18 protein-coding genes are annotated in these 23,979 nt (G+C 62.0%); 8 read left to right on the top strand and 10 right to left on the bottom strand.

Features of this window, described 5'->3' with window-relative positions; all coding sequences use genetic code 11:
• Window positions 1-2: 2 nt before the first annotated feature.
• From valS to ACWFSR_RS08820, 9 genes are all read right to left on the bottom strand, one after another.
• Window positions 3-2,597: a valine--tRNA ligase gene (gene valS, locus ACWFSR_RS08860; protein ID WP_447522199.1), complete on the bottom strand. Its 2,595-nt coding sequence runs from the start codon at window positions 2,595-2,597 to the stop codon at window positions 3-5.
• A gap of 114 nt (window positions 2,598-2,711) precedes the next feature.
• The gene (locus ACWFSR_RS08855; RefSeq protein ID WP_447522198.1) at window positions 2,712-3,374 is read right to left on the bottom strand and encodes a hypothetical protein; all 663 of its coding nucleotides are present in this window, start codon (window positions 3,372-3,374) and stop codon (window positions 2,712-2,714) included.
• 100 nt (window positions 3,375-3,474) lie between these two features.
• Window positions 3,475-4,089, bottom strand: a complete 615-nt coding sequence (locus ACWFSR_RS08850) for a TetR/AcrR family transcriptional regulator (RefSeq protein WP_447522197.1) — start codon at window positions 4,087-4,089, stop codon at window positions 3,475-3,477.
• Between the two features lie 4 nt (window positions 4,090-4,093).
• A complete protein-coding gene (gene nikE, locus ACWFSR_RS08845) occupies window positions 4,094-5,761 on the bottom strand; it encodes a nickel ABC transporter ATP-binding protein NikE (RefSeq protein WP_447522196.1) in 1,668 nt (555 codons plus the stop codon).
• Entirely contained in the window at window positions 5,758-6,639 is an 882-nt protein-coding gene (locus ACWFSR_RS08840; protein WP_447522195.1) for an ABC transporter permease, read from the bottom strand. Before ACWFSR_RS08840 ends, nikE begins: the two co-directional genes overlap by 4 nt.
• Window positions 6,636-7,634, bottom strand: a complete 999-nt coding sequence (locus ACWFSR_RS08835; protein WP_447522194.1) for an ABC transporter permease — start codon at window positions 7,632-7,634, stop codon at window positions 6,636-6,638. The genes ACWFSR_RS08840 and ACWFSR_RS08835 overlap by 4 nt, the downstream gene beginning before the upstream one ends.
• Window positions 7,635-7,647: 13 nt before the next feature.
• Complete coding sequence (locus tag ACWFSR_RS08830; RefSeq protein WP_447522193.1) at window positions 7,648-9,282, bottom strand: ABC transporter substrate-binding protein; 1,635 nt, start codon at window positions 9,280-9,282, stop codon at window positions 7,648-7,650.
• A gap of 148 nt (window positions 9,283-9,430) precedes the next feature.
• Window positions 9,431-10,030, bottom strand: a complete 600-nt coding sequence (locus tag ACWFSR_RS08825; protein ID WP_197105891.1) for a biotin transporter BioY — start codon at window positions 10,028-10,030, stop codon at window positions 9,431-9,433.
• Between the two features lie 152 nt (window positions 10,031-10,182).
• Entirely contained in the window at window positions 10,183-11,352 is a 1,170-nt protein-coding gene (locus ACWFSR_RS08820) for a TDT family transporter (RefSeq protein WP_447522192.1), read from the bottom strand.
• Between the two features lie 158 nt (window positions 11,353-11,510).
• On the opposite strand from ACWFSR_RS08820, the gene ACWFSR_RS08815 reads away from it, so the two are divergent.
• The 7 genes from ACWFSR_RS08815 (at window position 11,511) to ndk (ending at window position 20,054) form a co-directional block, all read left to right on the top strand.
• A complete protein-coding gene (locus ACWFSR_RS08815; protein ID WP_197109803.1) occupies window positions 11,511-12,764 on the top strand; it encodes a cation:proton antiporter in 1,254 nt (417 codons plus the stop codon).
• Window positions 12,765-12,828: 64 nt separating this feature from the next.
• Window positions 12,829-13,179 carry a GntR family transcriptional regulator gene (locus ACWFSR_RS08810; RefSeq protein WP_197105889.1) on the top strand — a complete coding sequence of 117 codons (351 nt, stop codon included), beginning with the start codon at window positions 12,829-12,831 and terminating at the stop codon, window positions 13,177-13,179.
• Entirely contained in the window at window positions 13,176-14,180 is a 1,005-nt protein-coding gene (locus ACWFSR_RS08805; protein ID WP_197109804.1) for a DUF1648 domain-containing protein, read from the top strand. The genes ACWFSR_RS08810 and ACWFSR_RS08805 overlap by 4 nt, the downstream gene beginning before the upstream one ends.
• A gap of 247 nt (window positions 14,181-14,427) precedes the next feature.
• Window positions 14,428-17,718, top strand: coding sequence for an isoleucine--tRNA ligase (ileS, locus tag ACWFSR_RS08800; protein ID WP_447522191.1), 3,291 nt, complete (start codon window positions 14,428-14,430; stop codon window positions 17,716-17,718).
• Complete coding sequence (locus tag ACWFSR_RS08795) at window positions 17,711-19,243, top strand: bifunctional folylpolyglutamate synthase/dihydrofolate synthase (protein WP_197105886.1); 1,533 nt, start codon at window positions 17,711-17,713, stop codon at window positions 19,241-19,243. Before ileS ends, ACWFSR_RS08795 begins: the two co-directional genes overlap by 8 nt.
• Window positions 19,240-19,641 carry a DUF4233 domain-containing protein gene (locus ACWFSR_RS08790; protein WP_197109806.1) on the top strand — a complete coding sequence of 134 codons (402 nt, stop codon included), beginning with the start codon at window positions 19,240-19,242 and terminating at the stop codon, window positions 19,639-19,641. The genes ACWFSR_RS08795 and ACWFSR_RS08790 overlap by 4 nt, the downstream gene beginning before the upstream one ends.
• On the top strand, window positions 19,638-20,054 hold the full coding sequence (gene ndk, locus ACWFSR_RS08785; protein WP_009772535.1) for a nucleoside-diphosphate kinase: 417 nt from the start codon (window positions 19,638-19,640) through the stop codon (window positions 20,052-20,054). Before ACWFSR_RS08790 ends, ndk begins: the two co-directional genes overlap by 4 nt.
• A 152-nt stretch (window positions 20,055-20,206) precedes the next feature.
• Here ndk and ACWFSR_RS08780 read toward each other — a convergent pair whose 3' ends face one another.
• Complete coding sequence (locus ACWFSR_RS08780) at window positions 20,207-20,806, bottom strand: vitamin K epoxide reductase family protein (RefSeq protein WP_447522190.1); 600 nt, start codon at window positions 20,804-20,806, stop codon at window positions 20,207-20,209.
• A 328-nt stretch (window positions 20,807-21,134) separates the two neighbouring features.
• Here ACWFSR_RS08780 and ACWFSR_RS08775 point away from each other — a divergent pair, with 328 nt between their 5' ends.
• Window positions 21,135-23,936 (top strand): Rne/Rng family ribonuclease, encoded by a 2,802-nt coding sequence (locus ACWFSR_RS08775; RefSeq protein WP_447522189.1) that lies wholly within the window; start codon window positions 21,135-21,137, stop codon window positions 23,934-23,936.
• The last annotated feature ends 43 nt before the right edge of the window (window positions 23,937-23,979 follow it).

Genomic DNA, 23,979 nt, shown 5'->3' with positions numbered 1-23,979 from the left:
CTTTAGGCCGAAGCTTCGGGGGCTGCCTCAACCAAAACGATGTCGCGAACCTCAATCTCTTCCGCTTCAACAATCGTGAGGTCGTGGATGCGGCCCACAGCCTTCAAATCGTCGATGGCGGCAGCGATCAGGGCTGGGCCCGCGAGGGTAGCCGAGGTCACTTCAGTCTTCTGCGAAGCCTTCGCGTCTGTTTTAGCGCGACGGATGCTGATGAGCGCTTGGCTAACCGCGTGGAACAGCCCGCTCGGCTCTGCCGTAACACCGAGTTCGTCGGCGGTCGGCCACGACGCGGAGTGCACTGAGGTGTCGTGCGTCCAGCGCCAGACCTCTTCGGTAGCGAAGGGGAGGTAGGGCGCGAAGAGACGCAAGAACACGTCGATGGCGGTGTGCAACGCACGGTTGGCACTTGCCTGGGCTTCGGGAGTTCCGGCGCCATAGGCACGTTCCTTCACGAGCTCGAGGTAGTCGTCGCAGAAGGTCCAGAAGAACTTCTCGGTGGTTTCAAGTGCCTTGGCGTGATCGAAGTTTTCCAGAGCCGTGGTGGCCTGGTCAACGACCGACGCTAGCTCGGCGAGCATTTCGAGGTCGAGCGCTTCGGTAACGACGGCAGTCGAGCCCGCAGCAACAGTGGGCGCCGGGAACGAGTAAACGAACTTCGACGCGTTCAGGACCTTGATCGCGAGTCGGCGACCGATCTTGATCTGCTTCGGGTTCTGCGGGTCAAACGCCGCGTCAGTACCGAGGCGACTGGATGCTGCCCAGTAGCGAACCGCATCCGAACCGTGGTCATCGAGCATGCCCTTAGGCGTAACAACGTTGCCCTTCGACTTCGACATCTTCTTGCGGTCGGGGTCGACGATGAAGCCGGAGATGCCGGCGTTCTTCCACGGCACCGTTCCGTGCTCGAGTTCGGAGCGCAGCGCGGTCGAGAACAACCACGTACGAATGATGTCTTGGCCCTGACTGCGCAGCGAGTAGGGGAAGACCACGTCGAAGAGCTCGGGGTCGGTCTCCCAACCACCAGCAATCTGCGGGGTCAACGACGAGGTCGCCCAAGTGTCCATGATGTCGAGTTCGCCCTCGAAGCCACCGGGAACACCACGCTGGTCTTCCGTGTAGCCGGGAGCAGTGTCTGAGGACGGGTCGATCGGCAGCGAAGCTTCGCTGGGGACGATCGGGGCACCCTTTTCGCCGTCGGCATCGAGCTCGTACCAGACGGGGATCGGCACACCGAAGAAGCGCTGGCGCGAAATGAGCCAGTCGCCCGTGAGGCCACCAACCCAGTTGTCGTAGCGAACACGCATGTGGTCGGGGGTGAAGTTGATCTGCTTACCGGCCTCAAGAAGGCGGCTGCGCAGCTTCTCATCGCGGGCACCATTAGTGATGTACCACTGGCGCGTCGAAATGATCTCGAGAGGCTTGTCGCCCTTTTCGAAGAACTTCACCTGGTGCTGAATCGGCTTCGCGTCGCCGATCATTTCGCCAGACTCCTTGAGCAGAGCGACCATGGCGGCCTTCGCGCTGAAGACCGTCTTGCCCGCGAGTTCTGCATAGGCAGCCTGAGCGGCGTCGCCCACGATGACATCGGGGGCGTCGGCAATGATACGACCGTCGGCACCGATGATGGTGCGGTTCGGCAGATCGAGCTCGCGCCACCAGACAACGTCAGTGACATCACCGAAGGTGCAAATCATCGCGATTCCGGAACCCTTGTCTTGCTGAGCAAGGTGGTGGGCCAGGATCGGAACCTCAACACCGAAGATCGGCGTCGTGACCATCGTGCCGAAGAGGTGCTTGTAACGCTCGTCATCGGGGTGAGCCACGAGCGCAACACACGCCGGTAGAAGCTCGGGGCGCGTCGTCTCAATGTGGATGTCGTCGCCATCCGCCTGGTGGAAAGCAAGACGGTGGTAGGCGGCAGGCTGCTCTTTGTCTTCGAGCTCGGCCTGCGCAACAGCGGTGCGGAACGTGACATCCCACAACGTCGGAGCGAACGCCTGGTAGGCCTCGCCACGGTCAAGGTTGCGCAAGAATGCACGCTGAGCAGCACGCTGAGCGTCGTCACCGATGGTGCGGTAGGTGAGGTTCCAGTCAACGCTCAAACCAAGCTGGCGCCAGAGGTCTTCGAACTGCTTCTCGTCTTCGGCGGTCAGCGTCTCGCACAACTGAACGAAGTTGCGACGAGAAATGGGCAACTGCGCGGCAGCCTTTGTTGACTTGCCTTCGCCACCCTGCTGAGGAGGCTCGAAGCCTTCGTCATAGGGGAGCGTGGGGTCGCAGCGCACACCGTAGTAGTTCTGAACCCGACGCTCGGTGGGCAGACCATTGTCATCCCACCCCATCGGGTAGAAAATCTCCTTGCCACGCATGCGCTGGAAGCGAGTAACCAAGTCCATGTGGGTGTAGCTGAAGACGTGGCCAATGTGCAGGCTTCCGGATGCCGTCGGCGGGGGAGTGTCGACCGAGAATACGCAGCCAGAACCATCGGTGAGCGCCTTCTGGCGATCGAACCGGTAGGTGCCTTCGTTCTCCCACACGGGAGCCCATTTGTCTTCGAGGCCTTCTAGGGCAGGCTTTTCGGGAACGCTCGACGACATAATTTCTCCGGTTCGATATGTGCGGCACCGAGTCAAAGAAGAGGTGCCTGAGTGTGAGGTGTAGTACCAATCGTAACGGACGGCGTCGCATGAGGTTGCGCCGCGCGAGGACGTCTAGTTCTTTGTCACTGTGACCGTTTTGTGGGTGAGGTTTCCCGCCGCATCCTCGAGCGTCACCGTGTAAATCTCAGTCTCATTGCTGCACTGGTAGTCGAAGGTGTACGTCGCGGTGGTGGGAACCTCTTCATACGGCTCCTCCTTCGCGTTGGTGGTGCGCACCCCAAACCACGCCAGGGTTGCGTTGGCGCTGCTCCAGGCAAAAGTGAGCTGACTTGTGGGGTTCGCAGCGGTGCAGTTTGCACTGGTGGGCGCGCTGAAGGTGGCGAAGGACGGACTCGCAGTTGCGGGCGGCGGAGCAGTCGTCGGCTCAGCAGTCGGCTCTGCATCCTCCGTGGCAGAAGCGCTGGGTGTGGGAGTCTCGCTCGGTGTGGCCGAAGGGCTTTCCGTTGGCACTGGCGTGACGTCGCCACCAGACCCGCGAGAGAACAGCAACGTCAGCATGATGACGACTGCGATCAGCAGCACCCCGCCAATGATCGACAAGATGATGAGCAGCTTGCGCGACTTGGGTTCCGGCGATGACGGAGGATCGAGCGGAGTCCCGACCGGAGGCTCACCGCCACCCGGAGGTGGTGCTGCTCCCGCCGGCTCAAACCGCACCGTGGGCGCGTCACCATTCTGCGCATCGAAACGTTTGGTTGGTTGATCGTCACTCATGGCTTAGCTCCAAGATGGGGGATCATGCAAGCAGTCCAGCGTGGCTGAAGCCTAACCCCGCGCTTCGACCCTGTCGAGAGGATCTCAGCAACCGCGCAGCTCAGCGATCGTGTGGTGAGAGAGGTGCCAGCGCGGTGTCGAACGCACGGTTCACGAAGGGTTCGAGCCGTCCGCGCTGTGGACCGGCATTGGCCCACTCTTGCGCAGCCGAGACGACACATGCGATGAGAGCGTAGGCCTGCGTGCGCGCGGTCGCCGCATCCACCCCGTGGCGCTCGAGGAAGCCACTCAGTAGGCGAGCCTGCGTCGCAAAGCGGCTCATTGCTGACGCCTGCAGTTCCGTCGCGCTACCAATCAGGTCGTACTGGGTGAGCACAAAAGGCACGTGGCGCGATTCCAGCTCGGCCAGCGAACGCAGCATCGCCTGACGGATAGAGAGCGGGGCGGATGTCGCGTCGCCGGTGTCTGTCTGCTGATCAGCCAGCGCCGCCCTTAGCCGCTCGGTCGCGGCATCCAGCTCGACCCAAAATACTTCGCCTTTAGCGTCGAAATAGTTGAAGAACGTATTGCGGCTCACCCCGGCACGGGTAGCGATCTGATCGACGGTGGTGCCGGTGTAGCCGTTCTCGATAAACAACTCGAAGGCAGCCTCTTGCAGGAGTTCGCGGGACGCAGCGGGTGGGCGACCACGGGTGGGAGTGCGGGGAGGTGTCACCGCATCATCCTCTCACTCGCGGGAGAGCCGCAATTAACGACCGGGTATACGGATGCTGTGGTGCGATAAAGATTTCATCCGTCGGGCCCGTCTCCACAATGCGGCCCTCGTTGATGACGGCCACCCGATCGCTCATGTGGCGAATCACCCCAAGGTCGTGAGAGATGAAGAGATAGCTGAGGTGAAGGTGGCGCTGCAGCTCGTCGAGCAGATTCAGCACGCGAGCCTGAGTGGAAACATCCAGTGACGACACCGGCTCGTCGCAGAGGATCGTCTGCGGCCCCGGCGCGAGCGCGCGAGCAATTGCCACCCGCTGGCGCTGGCCGCCCGATAAGAGCAGCGGGCGACGGTTCTTCACCGCGCGAGGCAGACCGACAGCATCGAGTAGTTCATCTGGCGTCGTCAGTGACTGGTGGTTCGCGGATGCTCCAGCGCTCAACGCATCGGTGAGGATGCGCTCGACGCTCAAGCGAGGATCGAAGGAGCTCAAGGCATCCTGATAGATCGCACCCAGCGTTGGACGCAGCGGTCGGCGCTCGCGGGCACTCAGCGACCCCCACTCCTGGCCGGCGAGCAGCACTTCGCCGCTGTCCGCTGTCTCCAGGCCAAGGGCGATGCGCGCGATGGTGGTTTTGCCGGAGCCAGACTGGCCGACAAGGCCCAGAGTGGTGCCGGAAGCGAGGGTGAGAGAAACGTTGTCGAGCGCTTGAATTGCCGCCCCGTGTGGGGTGGGATAGCGGCGAGATACACCGCGCAGTTCGAGCGCCGGTAGCGAGGAAGCGGCGGCGGTAGCGGCGGTAGCCGTGGCAGCAGCTCCGGCGCTCGCGGAAGTGTCGGGGAGAGTGACGGCTTCGGCGTCCGATGGCAGCGTCAGAGGAATACCGCGCGGCACGTCAACCGGAATGGCTGCGAGCAACTGCTGGGTCGGCACTGTCGCCGGCGCGCGCAGCAAGGCCTTCGTTTCACCGGTTTCCACAATGCGGCCTTCGCTCATTACGGCCACACGGTCGGCGACGCGAGAGACAACGGCCAAATCGTGGGTGATGAGGATCATGGCGGTGCCGTTGTTGCGCAACGACGACAGCAAGTCGAGCACGCGCGCTTGCACCGTGACATCGAGAGCGGTGGTGGGCTCGTCGGCGATGATGAGGGCAGGGCCGGCCGCGATTCCGGCAGCGATGAGGGCGCGTTGGCGCAGCCCGCCCGAGAGTTCGCCGGAGCGTTGCCGGGCTCGCAGCGCAGGATCGGGAATGCCCACGGCATCCAGCAGCTCCAGCACACGAGCCTGACGCTCGCGCTGGCTGAGGATGGTGTGTAGCCGCAGCACATCATCGATTTCGCGGCCGACCGGGCGCAGCGGGTCGAGTGACACGAGCGCATCCTGCAACACCAGCCCAATGGATGCTCCGCGAATCGTTCGCCACCGTCGAGCACCGGGTGCCGGAAGGCTTTCTCCCGCCAGACTCAACTCGCTGAAGCTCACGTGGGCTCCGGCGGGCGCAAGCCCGAGCAGGGAACGGGCTGTGACGCTCTTGCCTGATCCCGACTCTCCGACAATGGCGAGGCATTCGCCAGCGGCTACATCGAAGCTCACGCCATCGACGGTCGGGCGGGCGGCGCGGTCGAAGTGCACGCTGAGGTTGCTCACACGCAGGAGCGGGGTGGCGGTCATCCGCGGGCCTCCTGGCGGGTGCGGGCGTTGAGGGCGCGGCCGAGCACGGTGAACGATGCGGCGGTCGCGACGATGGCGAGACCGGGGAAGACCGTGAGCCACCAGGCGACGTCGATGTAGGTGCGGCCGCTCGAGAGCATGGCGCCCCATTCGGCGGCGGGCGGGGCGACACCGAGCCCGAGGAAACCGAGCGACGACGCCCACACGATGGCTTGACCAACGCCAAGGGTGCCGAGCACAAAGATGGGGGAGAGTGCGCCGGGCAGAATGTGTTGCCACACGACGCGCGCCCGCGAATGGCCGAGAACGGTCGCTGCCTCCACGTAGCTGGCGTTGCGAACACTCCGCAGTTGGCTGCGGATGATGCGGGCGTAGCCGGGCGCGGTTGAGAGGCCAACCGCCACGGTCGAGGTGACCACGCCGGGCCCGGCGATCGCGATGAAGACGAGCGCGAGCAGCAGGCCGGGAAGAGCAAACATGACCTCGACGATGCGGGTGCTGACGAAGTCGCCGAGTTTGCTGCCGAGACCGCCCAGCAGGCCGAGAATGAGCGCAAGGCCAAGCCCGACCGCGGTGGCGGCGATTCCGATGAGGAGGGAGTTTCCGGCGCCGAAAACGACGCGGGTGTACACGTCGCGACCGGATTCATCGGTGCCGAAAAAGTGGGCAGCCGATGGTGATTGGAAGGCCTCGGCAGGGGCGACGGCATCCGGGTCAGCGGTCGTGATGAGCTGCGGTGCGAGAGCAGCAGTCAGAATAAGCGCAAGCACGGCCAGAGCGATGATGACGCCCGTGTTGCGCAGCCACCCGCCGCGGCCTCGGATGCCGGGAGCGCGCCGTGCAGGCTGCGAGAGGCGGCCAGCCAAGATTTCGGTCATCGTGCTGCCACCTCCGTAACGCGAGGGTCCACGATGCGGTCAACGACATCCGTTGCGATCGTGACGATGATGAAGGTCAGTGCCGAGAGCAGGGCGACGGCGGTGACGACGGGAATGTCACGGATGGTGACGGCACTGAGGAGGGTTCTGCCGAGGCCCGGCCGCGCGAAGATTGTCTCGACGACAACGGCGCCGCTCAGGAGCGAGCCGAAGGCCCAGCCGGAGAGGGAGATGCCGGGAAGGGCTGCGTGGCGCAGCACGTGACGAAGTCGCACACCCCATTCGCTTTCGCCGCGTGCCCGCGCCGAGAGCACGAAGGGCTGTTCGCAGGCGTTGGTGAGGGATTCGCGCATCACTTGGCCGAGGAAGCCGGTGAGGGGCAGAGCAAGGGTGAGCACGGGCAGAACAAGACCGAGGGGGCCGGGGACGCTAATCGGGGGAAGCCAGTGCAACGTATTGCTCAGCAGAATGATGAGCAGCGATGCCAACCAAAAATGGGGAACGGCAGCCGCCAAGAGTTCGAGCCCGGACCCCAACGCGCGCGCAACGCGACCGCGACCGCTCGTAGCCAGCGTGAGGGCAAGGGCGCCAAGCCAGGCCACTACGAGGGAGGCCAGCGTGAGCACGAGCGTTGACCAGAGTTGCGTCAGTACATAAGGAGCCACTGCCACCTTGAGCGCGTATGACGTGCCGAAGTCGGCGACCGCAAGCTTGCCCATCGCCAGAAAATACTGAACGATCAGCGGCTGGTCGAGACCATAATCGGCGCGAATCTGAGCCACCGCTTCGGCAGACGCTTGCGAACCCGGCCCACCCAGAATCGCATCCACCGGATCGCCCGGAATCAGACGCAGAGCAAAGAAAATGACCGTCGCAACAGCCCACAGCACAAACACACCGCCGCCAACGCGGCGCGCGATCCACCCCAGCGACCGCAATCGGGTCGCTGGGGTGGAGACACTCGCTACTGCAGGAGCGTCAGTCGAAACCGTCACAGAGGGCGTTCCTCTAGTTACTCAACCACGCATCGTAGAACGTTGGCGCTGCCACGGGAGGCAACGCCCGGAATCCCTCAACATTCGTGCTGTAGAGGTAGTGGTTCTGCTGGTCATAGAGGGGCAGAACATAGAAACCGTCAACAATGATCGACTGAGCCTCGGCGTACAGGTCTTGGCGCTCGCTGGCATCCGATGTTTCGCTGGCCGTCGTGAGGAGGGCATCGAGGGCGGGGTCGCTCAGCTGGGCCAGGTTCGCGTAGTAGCCGCTCGGCGCCGGAATGATCGAATCGGAGTGGTACAGGATGCGCAGCACGTCAGCGCCGACCTTCGTGTACGGAGCGCTCACGAGGTTGTACTCGTTCGTGAACAGAGCGCCATACCAGGACGACAAATCTGTCGGCTGCAGAATGACCTCAAAACCGACGTCCTTAGCGGAAGCCTGAATCTGCTCAAACAGTGACTGCTCAGCGGGGATCGACTGGTTTGTGCTGATCGGGAACGTCAGGCTCAGGCGCTCGCCGTCTTTCGTGCGGTACCCGTCGGAGTCGATCGTGTCCCAGCCTGCCTCGTCGAGCAGGGTCTTAGCTGCCTCCGGGTCGGTGGTGAACACGTCAGGGGTCGAGGTGCCCGCGGCTTCGACGCTCGAGAGCACCGAATACGAACGCTCGGCCGTTCCAAAGAACAAGCTCTCGATTCCAGGGTTTACATCCACAGACCGGATGAAGGCTTCGCGCACCCGGATGTCGTCGAACGGTGCCTTGCCCGAGTTCAGTTCGATGCGGTTGGCGGCGCCGGGGCGCGGTGCATCGAGTTCTTCGATCGTGGCCACGTCGGCGGCGGACGAGATGTTGTTGGGTTGCGCGTTATCAATCACGTCGACATCGCCCGACTGGAGGGCGGCATAGCGGGTGGCGGCATCCGGAATGAAGCGCCACTCAATAGCGTCGAGACGGGCCGCACCGGTGTGCTCGGCATCAGCGGGAGCCGAGTTGTAGTCCTCATTGCGTTCGAGGGTGATCGACTGCTGCTTGACCCAATCGGTCACGATGAAGGGTCCGGTTCCCACAGGGCTCTCACAGTTGGTGGCTTGGTCGCGTTCGAGCGCGGTAGGGGACTGGATGCTCACCCACGGCTGCGAGAACGATTCGAGTAGCGCGCTGTCTGGCGCCGACAGGGTGAAGCGCACCTGATCGGCGGCGACGGCTTCGATGCCGTCGATCTTGCCCACGGCGAGGTAGCCCGTTGAGGAAGCGGTGTCGGGGTCTTTCAAGTGCTCGATGTTCGCTTTGACGGCCTCAGCATTAAAGGGGGTGCCGTCGGTGAAGTTCACATCGTCACGCAGAGTGAAGTCCCACGTGAGGCCGTCTTCGCTCTCGATCCAGTCGGTGGCGAGCCACGGGATGATCTCGCCGTCGCTGTTCTTCGAGACGAGCGATTCGAGGTACTGGGTGCTGATGAGTCCCTGCGGGTAGTTGCCGCCGACGTGCGGGTCGAGGCAGCCGGGCTCAGCATCCCCGGTCGCGTACACGAGCGTGCCGCCGTCAACGGGCTCAGCAGCCGGTTCGCTGGCCGCTGTGCAGCCGGCAAGCAGTGCGGCGCTGGCCGCTATCGAGAGGGGGAGGAACAGGATGCGGGGCGCGTTCACGTGGATCCTTTTGTGGGGGAGGAATGCTGCTCGGGTGCGAGACACTCAATTATTGTTGAACTGAGTACATTAAGTCCAACTGGGCAAAAAACCGGGCCGGTTTGCCTGAGCAAAACCGACCCGGTTAGTGAAACTGAAGGAGCGTGCGTTAGTCCTGCTTGCGCGAGAACTTCGTGGCGATCTTCCACGTGGTGGGGATCACGGCTGCGGCAATACCAGCCTTGATGAGTCCACCGATGATGAAGGGGTAGAGACCCCACGCGAGAACCTGCTCGAGTGTTCCACCGGTCACGATGGCAAGCCACGTGAGGCCGAACGCGAAGGTGACAACCGTGCCACCGAGGAACGAGAGCGCAGCGCCGAGGAACTTCTTGTCCCAGTCGCGCTGAGCAAGCCAGCCGGTGAAGCCGGCAGCAAAGATGAAGCCGATGATGTAGCCGCCGGTGGTGCCAGCAAGAACGCTGACTCCGGAAGAAGCTTCGCTGAAGACGGGGAGTCCAACCAAGCCGAGCAGCGCATACAGCGTCATCGAGATCGCACCACGCGTCGCACCAAGCGAAGCACCAACAAGCAGTACCGCGAGTGTCTGGCCCGTGATCGGTACGGGGTACAGCGGGACAACAACCTGGGCCATTACAGCAGTCAGAGCGGCGCCGGCGGCAACGAGCGTGATGTCAGTGGCGAGGCTACGAGAAAAGACGGTGTCGGCGAGCGTGGGCCGGCCGAGGGTCAAAGTGAGAGTCGACACGCGACGCTCCTTTCCTTTGTCTGCGAACTGTGAAGAGCCCTGCCTGAATAGGCGGGTGCCTGAATAACCCTAGTCATAGATTGCGGGCGTCGGTGTGCGCCTCGTGCTAACAAACCTGCTCAGATTTGTGAGATGCGTAACAATTGCGATTCTCACGCCGCCGGAGTGGCAGGCGCTGCAACGGCTGTCGCATCGCCGACTACCGGCGGAGCCAAGAACAATGTGCCCCGGATGACGCTCCCCGCAAAGGTGCGCAGCGCTACGAGTACCCAGGCTCCCACAAGAGCTACGAAGCTCACGAGTGCCATCACCTCGAGCACCGCGGAACCGGTAGCCACGGCGAGTACGCTCAGCGCAACCACCATGTTGCCCACGGGGAAGGTGAACGACCACCACGTGAGGCTGAACGGCAAGCCGCGGCGGGCGGTGTGCACGGTCATGGCGATTGCTAGCGCCGTCCAGAGGAGTGCAAAACCTAGTGTGGGGACGCCGTAGATGAACCCGAAGAAACTGAGGGCCTCGGCGAGCTCAGCAGACACCGCGGAGGGGGCGACCGCTCCAAGAACAATTGCGGCCGTAATGGACTGGCCGAGTGGGCCAAGCACAATCCAGAGGGTCGGTACCGCAGCGGAGTTGCCGATGTTGTGTCGTGCGAGTCGTCCCCAGATCAGCGGGAGGATCACCGCGGTGGCGATCATGCTGAGCCCGAACATCGCGTAGCAGGCGATCAGCATCGTCAACCGTGCCTCGCCCTCAGGCAGGTATGGGATGAGCGGTGCTCCGGCTGCTGCCGAGACCAGGGGAGGGACCACGGGCATGATCCAGCCTCCGAACGGCGATTGATCTGTGCCGGATGACGACGTGAAGGTCAAGAACGGGACAATCACGGCGGTGGCAAGGCCAAGCACGGTGCCGATTGACCACAAGATCAGTGCGACGGTGAGCGCGGCATCCGCCCCCACGATGTCGGGGCCGAAGAGCAATGCACCTGCGCCGATGGTCAGAATCGCCAGCGGCGGCGCACCATAGAAGTGAACCATTGCCGGATGCCGGTGGTGCGAAAGCGCAACCTCCCGGTGGGCGATCCAGTGCGCTGCGCTCGCGGCGATAAGCCCCAGGAGCAAGACAGTCGCGATCACCCAGACGGTGCTCGCAAACACGTGGAGTTGCGGAGCGATTAGGGGAAGCGTTGCGGCAGCGTTCGCGACGATGCCCGTGCCCATAACGGAGGCAAACCAGTTGGGGCTGATGTGGGAGATCACATCGCGGGGGCTGCTGAGGTCGCGCAACAGCACGCGGCGGCGAGGAATCTGGCTGCTCATGAGTCGTTTCTGAAAGTCGGAGGCGCGACGGGTTCGGCCCACCGGTGCAACCGCGGGTATTCGTGCCGCATTCCCGTAGCCTTGAGCCACCCCGGTGTCGCGCAGCGGTTGTGCGTGGCTACGGGGCATGCCGCGCTTCGTTCTGCAGTGGAGGAACCATGACCGAACTCGTGATCGTTGCCCTCGTGGTGTTCGCCTTCGCGATGGTGTCGCGCAAGCTGGCGCTGTCTCCCGTGACCGCGCCGATGGTCTTTACGGCTGTGGGCATCCTGTTGGGTGTTGTGGGTGCGCGGTGGTTTCAGCTCGACCTCAAGAGCGAGGTCGTCTCGATCCTCGTCGAGGCCACCCTCGTCTTAGTGCTCTTCACGGATGCGGTACGCATCGATCTGCGAGCGTTGCGCAAGCAGATCTTTCTTCCCCTGCGCTTGTTGGGTATCGGCCTGCCGCTCACGATTGTGCTCGGGGCAGTCGCCGCGGCGGCGCTCTTTGGCGAGCTCACCTTCATCGAGGCTGCTCTCATCGCCGCGATTCTGGCGCCGACGGATGCTGCGCTCGGCCAAGCGGTCGTCAGCGATAAACGGTTGCCGGTTCGCCTTCGGCAGGCCCTCAACGTAGAGAGTGGCCTGAACGACGGAATCATGGTTCCGGTTGTCACAGTCTTTCTGGCGATTGCCGCCACCGAAACGGGAGCCGCTTCGGGCGAGAGCTGGGGTCTGTTCGCGGCTCAGCAAATTGGGTTCGGGGTCATCTTCGGTGGGGTTGTCGGAGTACTTGGCGGGTGGTTGTTGAGCCGAGCGTCGAGCGCCGGATTTGTTGACGGCATTTACCGCCAGCTGGCGACCATTGCCATCGCTGTCGCAGCGTTTGCGAGCGCCGGTGTTGTTGGCGGCAATGGGTTTATTGCCGCGTTCGTGGCCGGTCTCGCGTTTAGTGCGGTTGCTCGCGACCACTGCGAGGATGTTCAAGACTTCACTGAAGACGAGGGGGAGTTGCTCAGCTCGATCACGTTCTTGGTTTTCGGAGCAGTGCTCGCAGCGCCCATCCTCACCTCGCTTACGTGGCAGATTGCGCTCTATGTGGCGCTGTCGCTGACGGTGGTGCGCATGGTGCCCGTTCTCCTGGCGCTGGCGTGGTCGGGTACCCGCTTCGAGACGCGGCTCTTCATCGGATGGTTCGGGCCACGAGGGCTCGCCTCGATTCTGTTCGCTCTCTTAGTGTTCGATGAGCTGAGTGGCTCCGTTGCTGACACCGTGTTCTCGGTAGCGGTGTGGACAATCCTCGTCAGCGTCTTTGCCCATGGCGCGACGGCCAGCCCGTGGACGGCGCGACTTGCACGCCGCCTGAGTTCGGCTCCGGCATCCGCGGCGGAGATGAAGCATGTGCAGGAGATGCCGGCACGTCGTCGGTTCTGAGGCGCACGGTGATCCACCTAGAGCGCGCTTGTGCTAGTCCAACTAGAACAATTATGATGACGTCATGCTAGTTCGAGTGGATCCCGCGTCCGAGACGCCGCTCTTCGAGCAACTCGCGGCGAGTATCCGCCAATCTGTCATCGATAAGACCGTCACAGCAGGGGAGAGGCTCCCCAGCGCACGAGAACTAGCCAGCTCTCTCGGCGTCAACATGCACACCGTCTTACGCGCCTACCAAGAATTGCGCGACGAGGGCTTCATCGAACTCCGCCGCGGTCGTGGAGCAATCGTTGCCGCCACCGCCCAGAGCTACGATTCGCTCGCCGACGGCATCACCGCTGTTGTCGCTGAAGCGCGCGCCCACAAGGTTTCACTCGCTACTCTTACCGCCCTCATCCGAGAGGAATACCAATGACCCTTCCCGCCGAGAATGTTTCGCCCCAACTCACGCGAAACCGCCGTCTGATCATCGTGATCGGCGTGGTGATCCCGCTCGTAATCGCGCTGGCCGCTGCCTTCATCATGGCGCTGTGGATCCCTGAGCTTCCGAGCCCGGTTGCCTCGCATTGGGGAACCTCAGGCCCAGACGGATACTCCACCGTGGGCAGCGTGATTGTGTTGCCGCTACTGATGACGCTAATCTTCGCGGCGCTTGCCGCCTTCGCCAGCTGGAAGGGTGGTCCCAACGGCGGAATGCTCTGGGGGCACAAGATCATGGTGGCCGCATCCATGTTCCTATCGATTACGCTCAGCGTCACAGCGGCGGGCTCACTTGCTGTTCAGCGAGGACTTGAGAACGCTGAGAATGCTCCTGCGATCGGGGGAATCGCCATTGCCGCATTCCCTATCGCGCTCATCATGGCCTTATTCGCCTGGCTCATGCTTCCTGCCGCCGAGTACATTCAGTCGACCCCGGTCACCGCGAAGCCCATCGCGGGGGCTGCTACGCAACGCGTGCACTTCTCCACCACGACGCGGGTTGGTCCAGGCGTCGTGATTATCGTCGGCGCTGCCCTCGCCGCTCTGGCCATTGCCCTCGCAGTGCAGGCGGTCAGCAATCCCGACGAACTCCTCTTGCCCGCTGTCATCGGACTCTTCGTGATCGCACTGTCCGTCAGCACTCTTTCGTGGCGTGTGACAATCGATCAGCGTGGGCTTAAGGTCCGCTCTGCTCTGGGCTTTCCTCGCACCACCATCGCGCCAGACCAGATCGAGTCCGTCGCCGTCGTCGACGTCAACCCGATGGGCGAGTTCGGTGGCTACGGCTGGCGTTGGGCTCCCGATGGCCGCAGCGGCATCGTTCTCTCCAAAGGTGATGCCATCGAAGTGACCCGGATGAACGGCAAAAAGTTCATCGTCACGATGCACGATGCTCAGCTGGCAGCAGAAACGCTCGCTACTATCGCCAAGAAATAGCGCTCAACGGTCAGCTAACTCGCGTATCATTGCTGCCACACGCTATGAACCGGCTATCACCGGGGAGCGTTCGGAAGAAACCATCTCAACTTCAGCTTCGGCGGGGAGCGGGCGGCGGTAGAACCGAACGGGTAAGCCCGTTACAGCGATATGAGTGGTGTGCCTCCGGGTGCATAAGCGGGGTGGTACCGCGGCTGAGAGGTCGTCCTCGTGCAGATTATTCGCACCTACGTACCACTGGAGCCTCATGTCGTATCCCCGCCACAGCTCAGACGATTCCGTCGCGCCGTCACCGAAGTTTCCGGCGATCGAAGAGCAAGTGCTCTCGTACTGGAAGGCAGACGGCACTTTTCAGGCATCCATTGATCAGCGTGAAGGCGCCGATGAGTGGGTCTTCTACGACGGCCCTCCTTTTGCCAATGGCCTCCCGCACTACGGTCACCTGCTGACTGGCTACGCCAAAGACCTCTTTCCGCGGTACCAGACCATGCGCGGCAAGCAAGTACACCGCCGCTTCGGCTGGGACACCCACGGACTCCCCGCTGAACTCGAAGCGATGCGCCAGCTTGGCATCACCGAGAAGAGCCAGATCGAAGAGATGGGCATCGACAAGTTCAATGCCGCCGCTCGCGAATCGGTGCTCAAGTACACCGGCGAATGGCAAGAGTATGTGACGCGCATGGCGCGTTGGGTCGACTTCGAGAACGACTACAAGACGCTCGACGTCAACTTCATGGAGAGCGTCATCTGGGCGTTCAAGGAGCTGCACACAAAGGACCTCGCCTACGAGGGTTTCCGAGTGCTGCCCTACTGCTGGAATGACGAAACCCCGCTTTCCAACCACGAACTGCGCATGGATGACGACGTCTACAAGATGCGTCAAGACCAGACCGTCACGGTCACGTTCCCGCTCGACGGTGTGAAGGCAGAAGCGCTGGGGCTCACCGGCGTGAAGGCTCTTGCCTGGACGACCACCCCGTGGACGCTCCCCACCAACCTTGCTCTCGCTGTCGGCCCCGACATCGACTACGCGATTCTGCCTGCTGGCGCGCTCGGTGCTGGCGACGGTTCGGAGCAGGGCTCCGCCCAGTTCATGCTTGCGGGTGACACCATCGCGGCCTACGCGAAAGAACTTGGCTACGAGACCGCTGAGGAAGCTCTTGCAGCAGTCACGCGCACCATCAAGGGTGCCGAACTCGCGGGCGTTCGCTATGACCGCCTCTGGGATTTCTATGCGGATGCCGAAACGTACGGCACCGAAAACGCGTGGCAGTTCTTGGTCGCCGACTACGTTGCCACCGGTGAAGGTACTGGCATCGTGCACCAGGCGCCCGCCTACGGTGAAGATGACCAAAATGTGTGTGCCGCTGCAGGCATCCCCGTTGTCATCTCGGTTGACGATGGTGGCAAGTTCTTGCCGTCGGTGCCGCCCGTTGAAGGCATGCAGGTGTTCGACGCCAACAAGCCGCTCACGAAGTTGCTGCGCGAAGAGGGCCGCCTGCTCAAGGTCGCCAGCTACGAGCACTCCTACCCGCACTGCTGGCGCTGCCGCAACCCACTGATCTACAAGGCTGTGTCGAGCTGGTTCGTCAAGGTTCCTGAGTTCCGCGACCGCATGGGCGAGCTCAACCAGGAGATCAACTGGGTCCCCGAAAACGTCAAGGAAGGCCAATTCGGCAAGTGGGTGAGCAATGCCCGCGACTGGTCGATCAGCCGCAACCGCTACTGGGGTTCACCGATCCCGATCTGGAAGAGCGACAACCCTGACTTCCCGCGCGTGGATGTCTACGGTTCCCTGGCCGAGATCCAAGCTGACTTCGGCCGCTTGCCTCTCAACCACGAGGGCGAGCCCGACCTGCACCGCCCGTTTATCGACGAGCTGACGCGCCCGAACCCCGACGACCCGAGTGGTCAGTCGACGATGCGTCGCATCGAAGACGTGCTCGACGTGTGGTTCGATTCGGGCTCGATGCCGTTCGCTCAGGTGCACTACCCGTTTGAGAACCAAGAGTGGTTCGACACCCACAGCCCCGCCGACTTCATCGTGGAGTACATCGGTCAAACTCGCGGATGGTTCTACACTCTCCACACGCTCTCGACGGCGCTGTTCGACCGCCCGGCCTTCTCTAACGTCATCAGTCACGGCATCGTGCTGGGCAATGACGGCCAAAAGATGTCGAAGAGCCTGCGCAACTATCCGGATGTCTCCGAGGTGTTCGAGCGTGACGGTGCTGACGCGATGCGTTGGTTCCTGATGTCGAGCTCGGTGATCCGTGGCGGAAACCTCATGGTCACCGAAGAGGGCATCCGTGATGGTGTTCGCCAGATGCTGCTGCCGCTGTGGAGCACGTACTACTTCTTCACTCTCTACGCCAACGCTGCCGATAACTATGAGGCGAGCTGGCGCACCGATTCGACGCACGTTCTCGACCGCTACTTGCTCGCTAAGACGCGAGAGCTGATCGAGGATGTCACCGTTGAGCTCGACGCACTCGACAGCCCCATGGCAGCGGCAAAGCTCCGCGACTTCGCCGACGTGCTCACCAACTGGTACGTGCGTCGCAGCCGTGACCGCTTCTGGAGCGGCGACGACAAGGATGCCTTCGACACGCTCTACACCGTCCTAGAGACCGTGGCGCGCGTTGCTGCTCCGCTGCTCCCGCTCGTCTCCGAGGAGATGTGGCGCGGCCTCACCAACGGCCGCAGCGTTCACCTCACGGACTGGCCTGACGCCTCAGCATTCCCTGCTGACCACGATCTGGTTGCAACGATGGACCGGGTGCGCGAGATCGCCTCGAGCGGACTTGCTCTGCGCAAGGCGCGCAGCCTGCGCGTTCGACTGCCGTTGGCTTCGCTGACGGTCGTGAGCGACACTCCCGCAGCCCTCGCACCGTTTAGCGACATCCTTCGCGATGAGCTCAACGTCAAGGCTGTGAAGTTTGACGCTCTCGAAGAGGGTTCGTTGGAGAGCTTCGGCATCACCAAGAAGCTCACTGTCAACGCTCGGGCTCTCGGCCCGCGCGTCGGCAAGCAAGTGCAGCAGGTCATCAAGGAGGCCAAGGCCGGCAACTGGGAGACCACGGCCGACGGTGTTTCCGTCGACGGGATGCCGCTGGAAGCCGGCGAATACGAACTCCAGATGGAAGCGGCCGACGAAGCGAGCGCAATCGCGTTCCTCTCCGAGGGTGGCTTTGTGATCATTGACACCCAGCTCACTCCGGAACTCTCAGCGGAGGGCCTCGCTCGCGATGTCATCCGTGCGATTCAGGATGCCCGCAAGGCGGCAGGCTTCGACGTGAGCGACCGCATCTCTCTGACGATTGGTGCGCTAGACCCCGCCGACCACGAGGCCATCGGATTCCACAGCGCCATGATTTCCTCAGAAACGCTTGCAGCGCAATCCACCGTTCAGGCCTTCGCGAATGACCTCGAAGAGGGCACACTAGAGGTGCACCGCACGCAACTCGCGGCAGGAAAATACGCCAATATCGGCGCGCTGGTGATCGACATCACCAAGATGGGAACGACCAATGTCTGACCGCGATGATGAACTCGGCAACGACGGCCAATTCGATGAAAACGGCGACCCCATTGAGGCGTCGCTGACCGACGAAGAACGCGCCGAACTCGGCCCGGAGCATCCCCTCGCCGACCTCAGCCCCTTCGCTGATGGTTTTGAGGGCACCAACATCGACGAGGATTCAGACTTCGAACTCGAAGACACTGAATACCTCTCGGATGCCAACAACGTGTTCGAAGAACTGCTTGCGCGAGTGGGGGAGCAGGCGCCTCAACCGCGTCTCGAAGCAACTCGTCGCGCCGTCGAGTTGATCGGCGACCCGCAGCGCACTTACCCCGTTATTCACATCACGGGCACCAACGGCAAGACCTCCACGAGTCGCATCATCGAGAGCATTCTGCGCGCCTACGGGCTGCGCACGGGGCTCATGACGAGTCCGCATCTTGTGCGGGTCAACGAGCGCATCGTGATTGATGGCCGGGCGATTTCTAACCGAGCGCTGGCCGAGAACTGGGCTGACATCCGCCCGTTCCTGCTCATGGTCGATGCCGAGCTGATGGCCAAGGGCGAAGAAGCGCTCACCTACTTTGAGGCGCTGACGGTGCTGGCATTCGCGAGCTTCGCGGATGCTCCTATCGACGTCGCCATTCTTGAGGTTGGCATGGGCGGCGAGTGGGATTCCACGAACGTCGCCGACGGTCAAGTTGCCGTGTTCACGCCGATTGCGCTCGATCACACGCATCGTTTGGGCACGACAATCGCGCAGATTGCGCGCACCAAGGCGGGCATCATCAAGCCGGCTGCCGCGATCGTGTCGGCTATTCAGTCGTCGGATGCCCAGATCGAGTTGGAGCGCGCGGCAGATCTTACCGAGTCCACAATTGGTGTCGAGGGCGATGCTTTCGAACTCCTCAGCAGCAATGTTGCCGTGGGTGGCCAACTTATTTCGGTGCGCGGACTCGCAGGCACCTACTCTGACCTGTTCATGCCGTTGTTCGGTGAGTTCCAGGGGCACAACGCCGCGCTCGCTATCGCTGCCGTCGAGTCGTTCTTGGGCGCTGGCAGCCAGGCGCTCGTTCACGATGTGCTCGCTGAAGGGCTCGCTACCGTCGCGTCGCCGGGGCGACTGCAGGTTATTGGTGCGGAACCCACCGTGATTGTGGATGCCGCTCACAACCCTCATGGCGCAGCGGCTCTCGCCGTGGCGCTCAAGGAATACTTCACGTTCGAAGACATCGCTTTTGTCATCGCTGTTGTCGACGACAAGGATGCTGCTGGCATCGTGGAGGCTCTTGCCCCCATTGCTAATCGCTTCTATGTGACGGCATCACAGTCGGACCGGGCCGTTCCTCCGGAGGAACTCGTTGAGACCGTTCGCGCGTTCACCGATGAGACCACCGATTTTGATTCCTTTGCTGAAGCAATGGAGTTGGCGCGCAGCTGGGCGGCAGAAAACGAACGCCGGGCTGTCGTCGTGACCGGTTCCATCACTCTTGTTGGCGAGGCTCTTGCTCTCGCTGAGGCAGAGGGTTGGAAGCCGTGACCTCCGCACCCACGGTTCGCCGAAAGCGCTCCGTCACCGAACTATTGCTGAGTATCGTGTTGGTGCTCGATGCCACGCTGATCTTCTTCGTAGCGCTCACGGCGTTCGGGCTCAAAGCTCTCGCTCCGGCCCCGGCGTTCATCGGGGGAGCAGTTCTGATCGTCGTGTTCGTCGCGCTTGCCCGGATGCTGCACCGCCCGGGGGCCCTCTGGGTCGGTTGGGCGCTGCAGGTCGGTCTCATTGCTCTTGGTTTCATCCTCACGCCGATGTTTTTCGTGGGGGCAGGTTTCGCTGGCATCTGGATCTATTGCTTCATCAAGGGCCAGCAACTCGACCGCGCCAAGGCCGAAATTCTTAACACCCAGTCCATGACCACCCCCTCTGAGGAGACACAATGAACATCGAAGAGACCCTTGTACTGATCAAGCCTGACGGCGTTGCTCGCAATTTGACCGGTGAAATCCTTCGCCGTATTGAGGCCAAGGGCTACCAGCTCGTTGACGTGCGTCTCGTGCAGGCGGATGTCGACCTTCTGTCGCAGCACTACGCCGAGCACGAAGGCAAGCCGTTCTACGAGCCGCTGCTCGACTTCATGCAGTCGGGGCCGACGGTCGCGCTGCGCATCGCGGGCAACCGTGCGATCGAGGGATTCCGTTCTCTCGCGGGCACGACCGACCCGACTACGGCAGCTCCCGGAACGATCCGTGGAGACCTCGGTCGCGACTGGGGCCTGGCTGTTCAGCAGAACCTCGTGCACGGCAGTGACTCGCCTGAGTCCGCAGCGCGTGAGCTTGCACTCTGGTTCGCCTAAATCGCTTTCCTGAACTCTTATAGCTCTCACGGGCAAGCGACGGATTAGCGCGGCATTCTCAGCGGCTAAACCGTTCAGTCCACAACACAATGGCGAGGGCCTGACAACCGTCAGGCCCTCGCCATTGTTGTGTTCCCCTGGGGGAATATGTCTTACAGGTACGACAGAGCGTCGAGTCGAATCTGGGCGACAATCGCGATGATGATGTAGCCAACAATCGTGATCACAGGGACCCAGCTGTAGGCGGTGCTGGCAGCCTTGCGGAGCGGACGGGGAGCGCGAATCGCGCCTACTTTGATGTTGCGCAGTGTCACTGCCCAGAACATGGGGATCGTGACCGACCACACGACCATGCACCAGGGGCACAGAGTGCCGAGGTTGAAAATGCTCTGGTAGGCGAGCCAGAGAATGAACGCGAAGGCGCCCGCTACTCCGATGTTGAAGGTGACCCAGAACCAACTATTGAAGCGCGCTCCGGCGAGTATTGCGGCACCGACAACAACTGGCGCCATGAACGCCACCAGGCCAATGATGGGGTTGGGGAAGCCGAACAACGCGCCCTGCGCTGACTCGAGGTTGGCTGCGCACTGCACCACGATGCTGAAGTCACAACTCAACACGGCATCCGGGTTTTCGAGCACATGGAGCTTCTCCAGTGTGAGCTGGAACGACGCCCAGAGCCCCACAAGCCCAGCGAATATCAGAAAAATTGCGAGGGCAATGGGCCTGTTGCGAACCCCGGAAGCAGTCATGCTGGGATTATCGCACGCGCGTCAGGCTCACTTTCTGAGAATGCATGCGATAATGAAGCGTAGTTATTCCGAGCCGCGCTCGGAACAACACCAAGAAGTCTTCCCGGGCATAGCGACCGGACCAGTTGCGCAACGCTAGTTGTGTGAGTCGGATAGCCAGTTCCGAAGTGCTGTGAGAGAGCACAACTGCAACGCGAGCCACGGGCCCGTTGCAGGACCTGAAGAATTAGTAGCGGTTCCTGAACCATAGGTTTGGTGGGGGAATAGCGCACGAGAGAGTACCCGGTGGGTGGCGCGGTCGCCTACAAGGGCTAGGAGTACACCAGCGATGGTGAATGAAAGCAATAATTCGAAAGATGTTCCCAAGAAGAAGGGCCTTTTCGGCCGTATTCTTCCTTCGGCAAAAGCGCCGGTAGAGAAGCCTGTGGCACAGAAGCCGCCGGTCGACTCGCCCGTAGCTGACGCTCCGGTCGCCGCAAGCGCGCCCCGTGCAGCGAAGTCTTCTCAGCGTCCCGCTGCGAAGACGGCAAGCGAACACCTTGGTCGCGAGGTCCCAGATGCCGTCACCGGCATGAAGGCTGAAATTGCGAGCGAGCCCACGGCCGCGAACTCCGAGGCAACCGCGCCAGCTGCCGCTAAGGCAGACGTGGACGCAGACGCAAAGACCGGTTCATCAGCTCCCGCACGCTCACGCTCACGCAAGAGCCCGGCCGCTAAGACACCGGCCGAAAAAGCGAAGACCGAGAAGGCAACGACCGCGAAGGCAGCTCGACTGACGCCGCCGTCGACGACGTCGCTGCTCTTTCAGGCACCTGATCTTCCCGATCTGCCCGAGCTTCCGGCCCGGTCGTCGCGTTCGCGCAACGACAACGGTGCTGGTTCTGACAACCGCAGCGGTGACAACCGCGACGGTCGGGACAACCGCAGCAAAGACGATAACGAGGGCCAAGACGAAGCGGGCAACGTTCGCCGTCGCTCACGTCGTCGTTCTGGTGAGGATGCTCGTCCCGGTGACGAGTCGCCCAACACCGTTGTGCGCGTTCGCCAGCCTCGCAAGCAGGCAGAGCCCAGCAATGAACCCACTCGCGTCAAGGGCTCTACTCGCCTTGAGGCGAAGAAGCAGCGCCGTCGTGATGGCCGTGATGCTGGTCGTCGTCGTCCCGTCGTAACGGAGAGCGAGTTCCTCGCGCGCCGTGAAAGCGTTGACCGCGTCATGGTGGTCCGCTCGAAGTTTGATCGCATCCAGATTGGTGTTCTCGAAGACGGCGTCTTGGTCGAGCACTATGTAGCGAAGGCTCAAGATGCGAGCCTCATCGGCAACGTCTACCTCGGTCGCGTTCAGAACGTTCTGCCCAGCATGGAAGCAGCCTTTGTCGACATCGGGCGTGGCCGCAACGCTGTGCTTTACTCCGGTGAAGTCGATTGGGATGCCGCCGCTGAGAACTCTGCTGATGGCAAGCCGCAGGCTCGCCGTATTGAGCTCGCGCTCAAGCCAGGTGACCGCGTTCTTGTTCAGGTTACAAAAGACCCGGTAGGCCACAAGGGTGCCCGACTCACGAGTCAGGTTTCTTTGCCCGGTCGTTACCTCGTCTACGTTCCCAATGGTTCGATGAGCGGTATCAGCCGCAAGCTGCCCGACACGGAGCGTTCGCGTCTCAAGAAGATCCTCAAGGGTGTTCTTCCCGAGAACGTCGGTGTCATTGTGCGCACCGCAGCCGAGGGCGCGACTGAGGAACAGCTCACGCTTGACGTGAACCGTTTGACTAACCAGTGGGCTGACATCAGCGCGCAGGTTGAGAACGCTCAGAACCAGGGCCCAGCATTGCTGCACTCTGAACCTGATCTTCTGATCAAGATCATTCGCGATGTCTTCAACGAAGACTTCCACAAGCTTGTTATCGAGGGTGACGACGCTCGCAAGACTATTGAGGGCTACGTTCGTTCGGTCGCACCTGACCTGCTCGATCGTCTGCAGGCTCACGAGGGAACAGTTGACTCCTTCGAGGAGTACCGCATTTCTGAGCAGATCGAGAAGGCTCTCGACCGCAAGGTGTGGTTGCCCTCGGGCGGTTCGCTCGTCATTGACCGCACGGAAGCGATGACTGTCGTTGACGTCAACACCGGCAAGTTTGTCGGCTCCGGCGGCAACCTTGAAGAGACCGTCACCAAGAACAACGTCGAAGCTGCGGAAGAAATCGTTCGCCAGCTGCGTCTGCGTGACATCGGTGGAATCATCGTGGTCGACTTCATCGATATGGTTCTCGAGTCCAACCGTGACCTCGTCTTGCGTCGCCTCGTGGAGTGCTTGAGCCGTGACCGCACGAAGCACCAGGTTGCTGAAGTGACGTCACTCGGTCTCGTGCAGATGACGCGTAAGAAGCTTGGCCTTGGCCTGCTTGAGACGTTCAGCGAGAACTGTGAAGTGTGTGCTGGCCGCGGTGTAGTCGTTCATCACGACCCCGTCACTAAGCACCGCTCGCAGCCGACACAGAACGAGCAGGCTGGTGGGGGACGCCGTGGGCGCAACCGTGGCGGCAACAACAACTCCGGCAGTTCGAACAGCAACTCGGGCAACTCGAACGGCAACAACGGCAACAACAACGGCAACGGTGGTGGATCGCAAACCCAGCAGTCCAACAACTCCGCGAAGAATGCTGCTCCGGCTTCGGCTCCGAGCAACGGCACTCACGCGATCACTGAAGACGTGCGCAACGCGCTTGCTCGTGTTGCCGCGAGCACCGTCGTTCCTGTCGTCGAAAACCAGGCTAGTGAAACTTCAGCAGTGGATGCCGCGGCATCCGCTCCTGCAGCGACCGAGACAGCGGCGGCTCCCGAGCCCAAGAAGTCACGACGCAGCAAGGGCGGAAACAAGTCAGCTCAGCCCGCTCAGCGCTCGAGTGATGCTGTTGAGCCGGTCGCCGAAGCTTCTGTTGCCATTTTCGACATTCCCATCACGAAGACCGAGAGCTCGACTCCCAAGATCAGCACGCAGGATGCGGAGCAGATTCTGGGTTCGGTTCTCGAGGCTCTTCCTGAGCCCAAGCAGCCTGGTCACGGCAAGGCTCGCGGTTCACGTCGCGCTAGCAGCCAGGGAAAGATTGTTACCGCAACGCCGACTGACGACAACTAGTTATTCGACACTCGGCACTTTAGTAGTTTCGAGTTTGTAAGGT

The organism is Salinibacterium sp. NYA9b (assembly GCF_976973725.1).
This window is presented reverse-complemented; position numbering and strand designations above follow the sequence as displayed.